This is a genomic window from Brucella pseudogrignonensis (assembly GCF_031454375.1).
GTDB classification, from domain to species: domain Bacteria; phylum Pseudomonadota; class Alphaproteobacteria; order Rhizobiales; family Rhizobiaceae; genus Brucella; species Brucella pseudogrignonensis_A.
In genome coordinates this window covers 250,283-263,633 of sequence record NZ_JAVDQT010000005.1, presented here as the reverse complement: position 1 = coordinate 263,633, position 13,351 = coordinate 250,283, and the positions used below count along the sequence as shown (strand labels likewise).

Genomic DNA, 13,351 nt, shown 5'->3' with positions numbered 1-13,351 from the left:
GGATGCCCAATGCTAAATCCTCCAGCCTGCCGCGCATTCTTATCGCGGCAGGTGGTATCTACACGGCGCAAAGTCTGATCGGCGGTCTCACTTTTATGGGGATTCCCGCGGTTCTGCGCGCCAATAATGTCGCCCTCGACAAAATTGGTCTGATCTCGCTGGTTATGCTTGTTTGGGCCGTTAAGTTTCTTTGGGCTCCGCCGCTCGAACGTTTGCGTATTAGGCCCAATGGCAATCGCAGATCGCGAAAAATTATACTCATTGGGGAAGTGATAACTGCAAGCTTGCTCGTTGCGCTGGGCTTAACTGGGGCTGCAAGCTTCACCATCATTATTGCGTTGCTCCTGCTTATGGCTATTGCGTCAGCAACCATCGATATTGCCTGTGATGCCTTCATTATCGAGCAATTGACACAGAATAAACGCGGAGCAGGCAACGTTGCTCAGGTTGGCGGAGGATATCTCGGCCTGATTTTCGGCAGCGGCCTGTTTGTTACGACCCTGGCCGTCTATGGTTGGTTAGCCGCCTGTATTCTACTTGCTTGTCTGGTTCTCCTGATGAGTCTGCCAATGGCTTTGGCGCGTGAGGCTAATGTGCCGCCCGTTGAAGCTACTAAAAGCCCCAGTCTTCGCGATGCATTCCAACGCTTCGACATTCGGACTGGCCTTATAATGGCCGTCGTATTTGAAATGGGGGGAAGACTAACGCAGTCGTTAACAGGCCCGTTCCTTGTTGATGCGGGGGTTCCCCTTTCGCTGCTGGGTATCTTAAACGGAATGGGTGGTGTGATAGCTGGCATCTTTGGTGCTGCTGTTGGCGGCTTGTTGGTCCAACGCTCAGGCTCAATCAAAGCCGTCCTTTACATTGCCACTGTCCACGTTATCGCACTTTGCGGTGTCGCTTTGATTGTTGTGCTTGGGGTTCGGGATATTCCTGTTCTTGTGACTATATTCATTCTTGAAAGTGCCGTGATGGCCGCGGGCTTTGTCGCCATTTACTCACGTCTGATGGGCCTGGTATCTCCGTCACAACCGGGCGTCGATTTTACACTCTTCCAAAGCGCCAGCGCCGTTGCAGCCGCCTTATTCGGAACTGCCGGTGGCATTCTTGCGCATCAGGCTGGCTATGCCACGAGTTTTGTCATGTCGGCGGGCTTAGCAATCGTCACGCCACCACTTCTTATGCTTCTTGAACGTCGTCTTACGAAGGGAACATCCTCGTGAACAAGCCACTTGCCATCATCAATGGATCTGGAGTAGCGGGTCTTGCCGCCGCTTGGTGGCTAGATAAAGCTGGCTGGCAATCCGTCATTATCGAGCGTGCAGAAAGCCTGCGCGAAAATGGCTACATGCTCGGCCTATCTGGGCTTGGCTACGAGACAGCCGATCGCATGGGCTTACTGGAAACATTGCGTTCAGCTTCTTACACGATCAATGAGAATGTCTATAAGGACAGCAAGGGTAAGGAGTTGTTGCGGCTACGCTATCGCGACTTTATTCGCGACCTTCCCTATCTCGCACTGCGTCGTAACGATCTGGTGCGTGCGCTTGCCGATGCGCTTCCTGATACAGTTTCAACTCGCTTTAACAATCAAATCGAGAGTTTCATCGATACGGGTAACGGTGTTGAAGCAAGACTTGCGAGTGGCGAGGTCATTGAAGCCGATTTGCTGATCGGTGCGGACGGCTTTCGCTCTTCGACGCGACAAAAACTCTTCGGAGCCGACACCTCCGACAATGATTATCTGCAACCCCTTGGCTATTATTTTGCAGTTTACGATGTCGATGCACCGCGCAGTTTTGACACGGATTTTCTATCCTATGCTGAACCCGGCCATCTCGCAGAATATTATTCGCTGCATGGCGGCCGACTAGCGGCAATGCATGTCTGGCGCGACGCGCGGGCGGGACTGGAACAAAGCGAAGATCGCTATGACTTGTTAAAGAAAGTCAGTGGTGGAAGTCATCCGGAAGTGCGGCATTTGCTTGATCAAGCCAAACAGGAAGGGTCAAACATTCTCATCGACAGCCTTACGATGATTGATCTGCCTAAATGGTCAAAGGGTCGGGTGCTGTTGTTAGGCGACAGCGCACATTGTCTGACACTGGTTTCTGGCCAGGGAGCGGGAATGGCACTGGCCTCTGCGGAAATATTAGGAAGGGTGTTGCTAGCAGAGCCGGATATCAACAAGGCCTTGGCTTTGCATGAACAGAAGTTGCGGCCAATCATTGGACGGTTGCAGGCACGCAGCCGCAAAATGGCGGCAGTCTTCATTCCGCAAAGCGCCTTTGCATTTCACTTACGCAATTTCATCATGCGCAAAATGCCCCGCGCTTGGCTCGGTCGCTATTTTACCAATGCAATTAAGTCAGAGATTGAACTGGCAAAATCAACTGAAATTTGAGCCATATCCCGACGCCATTGACACTAAGTATGTTTATGCTGGCATTGATATTTTTGTCTTACACATCATTATGGTTCAGTTTTGATGATATAACTGAACCATAATATATGAACTAAATCATGGGCCTTTGTTAATTGAGCGCTTTACCGTGCCGCCCAGTTTGCCCCACGTCGAAAGATCGTCTGCATTTGAGGTACGGAAAACTCTTTCGCCTGATGGCCAAGCGCGGAATAGAAAACGCGGCCCTTGCCATATTTACGTTTCCAAACAACCGGCATCACTACGCCGTCGATCCACCAGGCATGATCTCCCGTAAAAGTCGTAGTGGCCAACACCTCGTTTGAAGGGTCTACATGCATATAATATTGCTCTGATCTATATGGAAAGTCGGAGATTCCCTCCATAAGTGGATCATCCGGACGTGTTATGTTGACATGGTAATCAATAATGTCGCCTGGATGGGCAACCCATTGCCCGCCGATCATGAATTGATAGTCAACACATTCGCGGAAACTATCACCGGCGCCGCCATGGAAGCCTGCGATGCCAACACCATTCTCAACGGCCTTGGTAAGGTTTTTGATTTCTTCCTTTTCGATTTTTGACATTGTTACAATGGGAACAACAAGGCTCAAATCGTGTACCGAGGGATCAGCAAAAGCCTCGGTACTATGCTCAACATAGACCTTAAAGCCCTCTTCTTCGAGAATGTCTTTGACGATTACGGAGCATTCTTGTGGCTCATGACCGCTCCAGCCACCCCAGACAATAAGCGCTTCTTTCATCATTTCCTCCTCAGGATTACTTTGCAATCTGGTTATTAACCAGAGACTCTTCTAGCGGTGCTGGCCGTTCGACCCCGGTTGTAATCGTTATGGTCCTTTCCGTATCAGATGCGGTTTGGAATGCTTCCATCACTTCCAACACGTGAAGTGCGAGAGAACCATTTGCACGATGCGGTCGGTTGCTTCTGATGGCATGCGCCATATCGGCTATACCGAGCGAACGGTAGTTGTCGTCGGCGTAAGGCTGCGAAACGGTTTGCTGCTCGAACTCGCCCCCCTTTTTCAAAAGCAATACATCGCCACCAAAATAATTTGGGTCCGGGACAATGAGCGTCCCTTCTGTGCCATAAATTTCGAGTGGAACGTGTTTGTGGCCAGCAACATCAAAACTCATCGCTACCTGAACAATAGCCCCGTTTTTAAATGCAAGAACGCCAGCGACATGCGTGGATACATGCACCGGAATATGCTCGCCATTGCGCTCAGCACTTGTAATAATGCGCTCTTTGCGTGGTGCTGTTGCAAAGCTTGCGACCTTATCAACTGGGCCGAGCAAGTTAACAAGGTCAGTAATATAATAAGGTCCCATATCGAGCATTGGCCCGCCGCCGACTTCATAATAAAAAGCGGGATTAGGATGCCAGCGCTCATGGCCCGGGCACATAAATGTTGCAGTTCCACCTACGGGCGTACCAAGCACACCCTTATCAATCAAAATACGCGCTGCCTGGTGGCTTCCACCGAGAAATGTGTCTGGTGCAGAGCCTATACGCAGGTTCTTTGCTTTAGCGGTATCAAACAGATGCTTTGCTTCAGCAAAATTGATACCCAGCGGCTTTTCAGAATAGACGTGTTTTCCAGCGTTCAATGCTCTCAACCCAACTTCCACATGCGCTTTGGGAATGGTGAGATTGACAATAATATCGACTTTTGGATCGTTGAGCAGTTCTTCTACCGTCCGGGCTTGCACGCCAAATTCATCGGCACGTTTTTGCGCGGTTTCCGCATTCATATCAGCAATGCCGAGGATGTCGAGAATGGGGAATCTCGCCATAGCCTTGAGATATGCGCTGGAAATGTTCCCGCAACCAATGATGCCGATGCCGACCTTGTCCATGATGTTTCCTCCCAGAAATGTATGTCGAGATGTGTTTAAGCTGCTGGACCAGTTGTGCTCCATGGGGATTCATAGAGTTCGTGCAGCGCAACAGCCGCTGCCCCCTGCGCCCATAACTCGTCGCTCGCAATGTCAAAAATCAGCTCTGCGACGCCTTTTAGAGATTGAGGCACGGCGATATGGTAGTTTTCGCGAATGCTCTGGATGAACGGTTCACCCAATTCGAGACTGGTGCCGGTGATGATGACGCGTGGTGGCGCAAATAGTGTGACAATGTTCGCCAATGTCAGGCCAACTGCTGCACCTGCACGTTGTGTTGCCGATATAAGCTCCTCATCCGCCCCCTGGATGAGTGCACGCGCATGTTGCACACCGCGTCCGAGGCGCATGGCTTCTGCAAAGCGCCCGTCTGTTGGACGAATGCCCAGAATAGCGCTTTCTCCCGCATGATTTGCCAATCGGATAGTGGTGTTGTTTTCGTATCCCAGAACAAGGTCGCCGAGGTTCTGGCTTAATCCATCCGCGCCACGAAATAGCTCATTTCGATGCAGCACCCCAAGCCCCAGTGTTTGTTCAAGGGAAATGAGAACCATATCTTCAAATTCGCGCGCATGACCGAACCAATGATGTCCCAGCGTTATTGCATGAGCATCGCTTTCAATGATTGTTGGTGCGTTTAGGCGTGAAGTCATTTCGGCCGCAAAATCAATGTTTTGCTCACGCAAAATGGGCGTGCTGCGGATGATACCAGTTCGATGTTCAATAACCCCCGGAATGCCGAGACAAATCATATCTATGTCTTCAAGCGACAAGCCCGCGTCAAGCACACATCTGCGCACACCGTCTTCAATGAGATCAGCGATTACACCTATCGGCTGTCTATCAACGCGGATAGGCAGAGAGAGATTGGAGAGAATATCACCGCGAAAATCGGTGACAACGAAAATCATTCTGTTGGTTGCTATTTTGGCGCCAACCACGCGCGCAGCTTCCGGGTTAAGCTCCAGCATAACGCGCGGTCTGCCGCGTGTGGTTTCATTGCGAATATCACCTTCGTGACGTGTCAGTATGAGGCCGTCATCGAGCAGAGATGCTGTAATTGCAGACACCGTTGTCGTTGACAATTCTGTTCGTTCGCTAATCTCGACACGGGAAATAGGACCGTGACGACGGATCGTATCTAATACGCTCAACCTGTTGATTGCACGCATGAGTTCGGGGTCTGCGGTCTTCATGGGATCCTGTTGCGATCAATGTTGATCAAATCTTATTTAAATCGGATTGCGGATTAAATAAGATTATTTTGAGCCTCCATGTCAAGTGTAATACTCAATAAATTAGAAAATAGCCTTGACATCGATGAATATGTCGGCTGAATTAATCCGTATTGGGGAATAAATTGTGAGGATGACCCCAAGGGAGGATCACAAAGATGACCTATTGGCACGCAGGCGCAAGCCTGAGCGGCAAGTTGATTTCTTATGCCGCAAAAACCAGCATAGCACTGATGCTCGGCACCGCAAGCGCTTCTGCGACCACGGTCGTTAAATGGATGCATGTGGAGCTGGATCCCAAGGCGGTGGCCGTATGGGAAGAAATTGCAAGGGACTACGAAAGTCAGCATCCCGACGTAAAGATACAATTACAGTTTCTTGAGAATGAAGCTTTTAAAGCTAAGCTTCCCACGCTTCTTCAGTCTAATGACGTGCCTGACTTTTTCTATAGCTGGGGCGGCGGCGTTTTGGATGAACAGTCAAAGACTGGCGTTCTTAAAGATCTGACAGAAGATTTTGATGCCGATGGTGGCAAACTAAGACAAGCATATAACGCTTCTGCTATCGATGGCTTGTCGTTTGATGGCAAGCTCTGGGCTGTTCCTTATAAGGTTAATCTCGTTAGTTTTTTCTATAATAAAGAACTTTTTTCGAAAGCTGGCGTTGATGCCAATGGTATTCAGACCTGGGATGATCTGAGCGCAGCAGTGCGCAAACTCAAAGATGCAGGCATTGTGCCAATTGCCGGCGGCGGCGGTGAGAAATGGCCTATTCATTTCTACTGGAGCTACCTTGTCATGCGCAATGGTGGTCAGGCTGTATTTGAAGCTGCAAGCAAGGGAGAAGGCGAGGGTTTTATGGACCCCGCAATTCTTAAAGCGGGAGAACAACTGGCTGAGTTTGGCAAGTTAGAGCCATTTCAGCCGGGTTATCTTGGTGCATCCTGGCCGCAAGCACTTGGCGTTTTCGGTGACGGAAAGGCAGCAATGATTTTGGGCTTCGATAATACTGAAGCCAATCAGATCAAAAATGCTGGAGATGGAAAAGGTCTTGCGTCTGATAATATAGGCCGGTTTGCATTTCCTGTAGTTGAAGGCGGCGTCGGCAAGGCAACAGACACTTTAGGCGGCTTGAACGGCTGGGCTGTTACGAAAAATGCATCCAAGGAAGCAATCGATTTCGCGCTTTTCCTGACAAACAAAGCCAATGAAGAAAAGATGGCCGCGGCTGGAATGATCCTACCAGTGGCGAGCGGTGCTGATAGTGCCGTAACAAATCCGCTACTCGCCGATTCAGCCAAACAACTGGCCAGTTCGACATGGCATCAGAACTTTTTTGATCAGACTCTGGGCGCCGCTGTCGGGCGCGTTGTGAATGATGTGTCAGTTGAAATCGTCTCCGGGCAGATGAGTTCGGAGGAAGCTGCGCAGCAAATTCAGGATGCATTTGAGTTGCGCTAAGCACGGATTGAGTGCGCTTCGACGAGATAAGGCGCACTCTGCATCTTCATAGTCTTTATAAAGAAAGCGGAAAGATGGCTGATATGTCCATGACTTCGGCATCCTCGCCCCGACGCAGAGTGTCATCAGTTAAGAAGAAACACAGTTCAGTTGCTCATGACCGAACTCTCACGCTATTGGTTTTTTTGCCTCCCGCGTTATTGCTTTTTACGCTGTTTGTCATCCTGCCTATGGGAGAGGCGGCATGGTATAGTCTGTATCGCTGGAACGGGTATGGTACTCCAACCGAATTTGTAGGCCTAAAGAACTTTCAAGTCCTCTTTAACAATGCAGCGTTCTCGCAGGCTTTGTTCAATAATGGTCTGATCATCTTTATTTCCGTTTTGATTCAAATTCCGCTCGCTATCTGGCTTGCTATGATGCTGGCGCATCGTATTCCGGGCGTCGTTGCATTCAGGCTGATTTTCTTTTTACCCTATGTTCTGGCGGATGTTGCAGCGGGTTTGATTTGGCGTTTCGTTTATGATGGCGACTATGGCCTGTTTGCAGCAGCTTCAAACTTCTTTGGCTTTGCCAATCCCTATGTCCTCGCCGATAAGGATGTGGCGATTTATGCTGTACTTGCGGTCATTGTCTGGAAATATTTCGGCTTCCATATGATGCTGTTTATTGCCGGACTTCAATCTGTCGATAAGGCCGTTCTGGAAGCCGCAGAAATTGATGGTGCCACCGGGTGGCAGAAATTTCGCTATGTCACATTACCCATGTTGGGCTCCACAGTTCGACTATCGGTATTCTTCGCTGTTATCGGTTCACTGCAACTTTTCGATATGATCATGCCGTTAACCGGTGGCGGGCCGTCCAACTCCACTCAAACTATGGTGACCTTCCTCTACACATATGGCGTTATGCGTATGCAGGTAGGCCTTGGCAGTGCCGTTGGTGTGGTCCTGTTCGTAATCTGTGTGACGCTCGCGTTCGGTTATAAAAGGATTTTCATGCGCCATGACTGATACATCAAACGCCGTACGCATGACGATACAAACCAGGCTCTACCTTTATGTTTCGCTGGGGTTCATAGCTGCAATTGTCCTGGTTCCACTTTTGACCACAGCCCTTGGTGGTTTCAAAACACTCGGTGATCTTCGCGTTAATCCGTTTGGTCTTCCGGCTGAGTGGCAATGGGCGAACTATGGCGACATTCTGCTGGGCCACCGTTATTGGCTGCAAATATTTAACTCACTTGTTATCGCAGTTTTGACGGTCTTTCTGACACTAGTTGTTTCAGCTATGGCTGCCTTCACTTTCGCGCATGTGAAGTTTTTCGGGTCGTCATTCTTACTGAATTACTTCCTTCTCGGCTTGATGTTTCCGGCTGCGACGGCAATCTTGCCGTTGTTCATCCGCATACGTGACCTTGGCTTGCTGGATACATACTGGGGTGTAGTGCTGCCACAAGTCGCCTTTGGTCTTGGTATGAGCATCCTGCTTTTCCGGAACTATTTCCGGAATTTGCCCGAAGAGTTGTTTCACGCAGCATTTGTCGATGGTTGCGGGTATCTGCGCTTTTTCTGGCATATTTCACTTCCACTCTCGCGACCAATTCTGGCAACGGTTGGCATTGTTTCATTCGTTGGCAGCTGGAACAGCTATCTTTTGCCTTTGATCATGCTCAATTCGGAATCGAAATATCCATGGCCTCTGGGAATTATGGTCTATAGAGGTGAATTTGGCACCGAATGGCAGCTTGTTCTCGCTTTCATAACACTGACAATTTTGCCAACTGTCATCGTGTTCTTCCTCGCACAAAAACACATCATCGCTGGCTTGACAGCCGGTGCAGTCAAATCCTGATTGGGAGACACAATTATGGCTTCAGTAGAGCTTATCAACATCCATAAGTCTTATGCATCTCTCGATGTCATTCACGATGTTTCTTTATCGATCAATGATGGGGAGTTTGTTGCACTCGTTGGCCCATCAGGCTGCGGTAAGTCTACACTTTTGCGTATGGTCGCAGGGCTTGAAGAAATAACCGACGGTGAAATTGCAATCGGCGGACAGGTGGTCAATGGTATGACGCCGCGCGAGCGCAATATTGCTATGGTGTTCCAGTCTTACGCCTTATATCCTCATATGACTGTAGCTCAGAATATGGGATTTAACCTGAAACTTGCAGGGCAGCCCAAAAATATTATTGACGAGCGGGTTGCCGAGGCGGCGCGTATGCTTGATCTTGGGAAGCTGCTTGATCGGAAGCCATCACAACTTTCAGGTGGTCAGCGCCAGCGCGTAGCAATGGGTCGTGCTGTGGTGCGTAATCCCTCGGTGTTTCTATTCGACGAGCCTTTATCCAACCTCGATGCAAAGCTCCGCGTGCAAATGCGAAGTGAAATCAAGAATCTGCACCAGAAGGTAGCCACCACTTCTATTTATGTCACTCATGATCAAATAGAAGCGATGACATTGGCTGATCGTGTTGTGGTTCTCAATCAAGGGCGCATTGAGCAACAGGGCACGCCGCTTGAACTCTATAAGACGCCTGCAAATGTGTTCGTCGCAGCCTTTATCGGTTCTCCTGCAATGAATCTCATTCATTGTGTCATTGATGCTGATGCAAATGCGCCAGTAGCGCGTCTCAACGATGGAACGGCAATCCGGATTTCTGCTGAAAAGAGCGTAAAACGCGGGCAGGAGGTTACCATTGGTCTAAGGCCAGAACACATTGGGTCGGCCACAGCTGGGGACATCCGTTTGGAGGGCAAGGCTGTTTTGGTGGAGCCTACAGGTGCCCAAACACATGTGGTTTTTGAACTCGGCGAGGATCGGATAACTGCTGTTGTGGACGGTGAGCAACATGTGCGCGTTCATGCACCATTCGCAGCGACGCTTAATCACGAGCGTGTGCATGTTTTTGACCGCTCAAGCGGCCTCGCACTGTAACTGCTGTGCAGCGAGGAGTTTCTTCTGATGAATGAAAAAGCTCAAGTTGCGGTTTTGGTTTGAGGAAATTATCGAAGCAATTGATGATACTGAATTTTCTAAATATGGAAGATAGTAATTCAGACAATCATAGTGGTTTAGAAGTGTTTCGCATTCCTAAGATATCTTTTGGAATGCCTAACTGAATTTGCGTTATCTTTGGAGGATTTTTGATGAAGACGATCAAGGGGCCTGGGATTTTTCTCGGGCAGTTTGCGGGCGACGCAGCGCCATTTAACAGTTGGGACAGCATTACCAAATGGGCGGCTGGAAAAGGCTATGCTGGTGTGCAAGTGCCGACATGGGCAAGCCAATTGATCGACCTCAAAAAGGCTTCTGAATCCAAAGACTATTGCGATGAATTTGCCGGTGTTGCGCGTGAGAATGGCGTTGAAGTCACCGAGCTTTCGACGCATTTGCAGGGACAGCTTATTGCAGTTCATCCGGCCTATGATGAGGCATTTGATGGTTTTGCTGTGCCGGAAGTGCGCGGCAATCCGAAAGCACGTCAAACATGGGCTGTTGAGCAGGTGAAAATGGCGATCCGTGCTTCTCGTAATCTTGGCATTGGCGCTCATGCAACCTTTTCAGGCGCTTTGGCTTGGCCGTTTATCTATCCGTGGCCGCAGCGCCCGGCTGGTCTGGTCGAAACGGCTTTTGATGAACTGGCACGTCGTTGGCTGCCGATCCTTGATCATGCGGATGAGCATGGTGTTGATATTTGCTACGAAATTCATCCGGGCGAAGACCTGCATGATGGTGTGACGTTCGAGATGTTCCTTGAACGTGTGAAGAACCATTCGCGTGCGAACATGCTTTATGATCCATCGCATTATGTGCTGCAATGTCTGGATTACCTCGACAATATCGACATTTACAAAGACCGTATCAGGATGTTCCACGTCAAGGATGCTGAGTTTAATCCGACCGGGCGTCAAGGCGTTTATGGCGGCTATCAGGGCTGGGTCAATCGCGCCGGTCGCTTCCGTTCGCTGGGCGATGGTCAGGTCGATTTTGGCGCTGTGTTCTCGAAAATGGCAGCCAATGACTTTGACGGCTGGGCTGTTGTCGAGTGGGAATGCGCGCTCAAGCATCCTGAAGACGGAGCGCGCGAGGGTGCTGAGTTTGTCAAACACCACATCATTCGCGTGACGGAGAAAGCATTCGATGACTTTGCCGCAGGCGGAACGGATGATGCCGCCAATCGTCGTATGCTGGGGCTATAAAGCGTATCCCGAAAAGTGCGTAGCGGTTTTCGGCCAAGATACGCGAAAAAATATCAAGTAAGAGCGCCGATCTGAGAAAATCAGATCGAGTGCGCTCGGAGGAATAGCTATGACTATTGAAGCAAAGACCAAAGAAACAGCCAATCCGCGCATTCGGCTTGGCATGGTTGGCGGCGGTGCGGGTGCGTTTATTGGCGGTGTGCATCGCATGGCGTCGCGTCTTGATAACCGTTTTGAGTTGGTGGCAGGCGCACTCTCGTCTTCAGCAGAAAAAGCGCAGGCGTCGGGACGCGAGCTGGGACTTGCGGAAGATCGCATTTATTCAAGCTATAAGGAAATGGCGATCCGTGAAGCGCGTCTTAAAAATGGCATTGAAGCGGTTGCAATCGTTACGCCAAACCATGTGCATTATGGTGCGGCAAAGGAGTTTCTGCGCCGTGGCATTCATGTGATCTGCGATAAGCCACTGACCTCGACGCTGGCTGATGCGAAAAAGCTTAAGAAAGTCGCTGATGAGAGTGGCGTATTGTTTGTGCTCACCCACAATTATACCGGCTATCCGATGGTGCGACAGGCGCGCGAAATGATCGCCAATGGCGAGCTTGGTGATCTGCGTGTGGTGCAGGTGGAATATGCGCAAGACTGGCTGACCGAAGCGGTTGAAGAAACCGGGGCTAAAGGTGCAGTTTGGCGCACCGATCCGGCACAATCCGGGCTTGGTGGAGCAACGGGTGATATTGGCACCCATGCGTTTAACCTTGCATCCTTTGTGACGGGCCTCACGCTTGAAAGCTTAGCTGCCGATCTCGATAGCTTTGTTCCGGGTCGCCGTCTTGATGACAATGCGCATGTCATGCTGCGTTTTGCAGGTGGCGCCAAGGGTATGCTTTGGTGCAGCCAGGTCGCTCCGGGCAATGAAAACACGCTGCGTCTGCGGGTTTATGGCACCAAAGGCGGTGTAGAATGGGCCCAGGAAGATCCGAACCGTCTGTGGTTCACGCCATTTGGCGAGCCAAAGCGTCTGATCACGCGTGGCGGTGCTGGTGCGGGAGAAGCTGCGGCGCGCGTAACCCGCATTCCGGGTGGCCACCCTGAAGGCTATCTCGAAGCCTTTGCAACGATCTACACAGAAGCTGCAAATGCAATTCAGGCGCGACGTGACAATGCCAAGGTTGATAGAGCAGTTATCTATCCAACGGTCGATGACGGGGTAAGAGGTGTATCGTTCATCGATGCCTGTGTTCGCTCATCCAATAAGAACGGCGGATGGGTTCATATGGCATGATTTGTTGCAATCCCTCATTGGTTCGATGGATTGTGCGAGGTCGACTTACATGCGCCTCAAATATTCTGCATTGAGAAATGGCTGCAATAAATACGGCAATAGCTCCCGGATTTGCTCCGGGAGCTTTGTTTTTGTTTTATGCGTTGTTCCTCACCAGTTCACTTTGAAGCCGATGTTGCCTTTGATTGCATAGCTGTCAGAGAAGTGATTGAGCGAAGTGTTGATTGAGCCTTCGCCATACAGAGCATATTTGTTGTTTGCCCATGCATAGGTGCCGCCTGCGCCGATACCGCCCCATGTGTTGTCTCTATCGGTTGCCATATGGGCTCCTGCGTAATTCATCCGGGCGTCACCCATGAGCTCCTGATAGAGATTGGCAATGCCATAGAGTGAGGTATTGACCATCAGGCCGTCCTTGTCTTTCCAGCTATTGGCATAGTTGGCAGCAAGGCCGATACGGGCATTCAGACTGTCACCGTTTCGATTGGAGATACGCGCACCATAGGTATCGGTAAATGTATCGAAATCAACGGATGACCATGTAAGCTGTGCTTGCGGTGTCAGCGACCAATACGGATCGAGATCAAAGCGCTGCCCTGCTTCAAGGCTGAGCGCATAGCCAAAGCCTTTGTTGCCATTGGCAAGCGTTGGGTTGGTTGCATCGACATCCAGGTCACTGTCATACCAGTTGGCTTGTGCCTGTGTGTCGAGATAGAAGCCGGAGGTGCCATACCAGGTGGCGTTCGCACCAAGGCCCCAACCCTGTGTGGTAATGCTGCCCGATCCATTGCCAGTGCAACGCTGACTGAAACGAAACT

General features: G+C 50.3%; 12 protein-coding genes. 8 read left to right on the top strand and 4 right to left on the bottom strand.

Annotated elements, in window-relative coordinates:
- Nucleotides 1-2 precede the first annotated feature (2 nt).
- Both J2782_RS15910 and J2782_RS15905 read left to right on the top strand, forming a co-directional pair.
- Complete coding sequence (locus J2782_RS15910) at nucleotides 3-1,223, top strand: MFS transporter (RefSeq protein WP_310014327.1); 1,221 nt, start codon at nucleotides 3-5, stop codon at nucleotides 1,221-1,223.
- Nucleotides 1,220-2,404 (top strand): FAD-dependent monooxygenase, encoded by a 1,185-nt coding sequence (locus tag J2782_RS15905; protein WP_310014325.1) that lies wholly within the window; start codon nucleotides 1,220-1,222, stop codon nucleotides 2,402-2,404. Before J2782_RS15910 ends, J2782_RS15905 begins: the two co-directional genes overlap by 4 nt.
- 143 nt (nucleotides 2,405-2,547) lie before the next feature.
- On the opposite strand, the gene J2782_RS15900 is transcribed toward J2782_RS15905, so the two are convergent.
- From J2782_RS15900 to J2782_RS15890, 3 genes are read right to left on the bottom strand one after another with little or no spacing between them, the layout of a single operon-like run.
- Nucleotides 2,548-3,189 carry a ThuA domain-containing protein gene (locus J2782_RS15900; RefSeq protein WP_310014419.1) on the bottom strand — a complete coding sequence of 214 codons (642 nt, stop codon included), beginning with the start codon at nucleotides 3,187-3,189 and terminating at the stop codon, nucleotides 2,548-2,550.
- A 16-nt stretch (nucleotides 3,190-3,205) separates the two neighbouring features.
- The gene (locus J2782_RS15895) at nucleotides 3,206-4,306 is read right to left on the bottom strand and encodes a Gfo/Idh/MocA family protein (RefSeq protein WP_310014323.1); all 1,101 of its coding nucleotides are present in this window, start codon (nucleotides 4,304-4,306) and stop codon (nucleotides 3,206-3,208) included.
- A 35-nt stretch (nucleotides 4,307-4,341) separates the two neighbouring features.
- On the bottom strand, nucleotides 4,342-5,541 hold the full coding sequence (locus J2782_RS15890; protein WP_310014322.1) for an ROK family protein: 1,200 nt from the start codon (nucleotides 5,539-5,541) through the stop codon (nucleotides 4,342-4,344).
- Between the two features lie 197 nt (nucleotides 5,542-5,738).
- On the opposite strand from J2782_RS15890, the gene J2782_RS15885 reads away from it, so the two are divergent.
- The 6 genes from J2782_RS15885 (at nucleotide 5,739) to J2782_RS15860 (ending at nucleotide 12,533) form a co-directional block, all read left to right on the top strand.
- Complete coding sequence (locus J2782_RS15885) at nucleotides 5,739-7,040, top strand: ABC transporter substrate-binding protein (RefSeq protein ID WP_310014320.1); 1,302 nt, start codon at nucleotides 5,739-5,741, stop codon at nucleotides 7,038-7,040.
- An 83-nt stretch (nucleotides 7,041-7,123) separates the two neighbouring features.
- Entirely contained in the window at nucleotides 7,124-8,053 is a 930-nt protein-coding gene (locus tag J2782_RS15880) for a carbohydrate ABC transporter permease (RefSeq protein ID WP_404989657.1), read from the top strand.
- Entirely contained in the window at nucleotides 8,046-8,894 is an 849-nt protein-coding gene (locus tag J2782_RS15875; RefSeq protein WP_310014317.1) for a carbohydrate ABC transporter permease, read from the top strand. Before J2782_RS15880 ends, J2782_RS15875 begins: the two co-directional genes overlap by 8 nt.
- Before the next feature lie 15 nt (nucleotides 8,895-8,909).
- Complete coding sequence (locus J2782_RS15870; protein WP_310014315.1) at nucleotides 8,910-9,983, top strand: ABC transporter ATP-binding protein; 1,074 nt, start codon at nucleotides 8,910-8,912, stop codon at nucleotides 9,981-9,983.
- Nucleotides 9,984-10,195: 212 nt separating this feature from the next.
- Nucleotides 10,196-11,248, top strand: a complete 1,053-nt coding sequence (locus tag J2782_RS15865; RefSeq protein WP_310014314.1) for a sugar phosphate isomerase/epimerase family protein — start codon at nucleotides 10,196-10,198, stop codon at nucleotides 11,246-11,248.
- Between the two features lie 109 nt (nucleotides 11,249-11,357).
- Complete coding sequence (locus tag J2782_RS15860) at nucleotides 11,358-12,533, top strand: Gfo/Idh/MocA family protein (protein ID WP_310014312.1); 1,176 nt, start codon at nucleotides 11,358-11,360, stop codon at nucleotides 12,531-12,533.
- 150 nt (nucleotides 12,534-12,683) lie between these two features.
- Here J2782_RS15860 and J2782_RS15855 read toward each other — a convergent pair whose 3' ends face one another.
- Entirely contained in the window at nucleotides 12,684-13,307 is a 624-nt protein-coding gene (locus tag J2782_RS15855; protein WP_310014417.1) for an autotransporter outer membrane beta-barrel domain-containing protein, read from the bottom strand.
- Nucleotides 13,308-13,351: the final 44 nt, after the last annotated feature.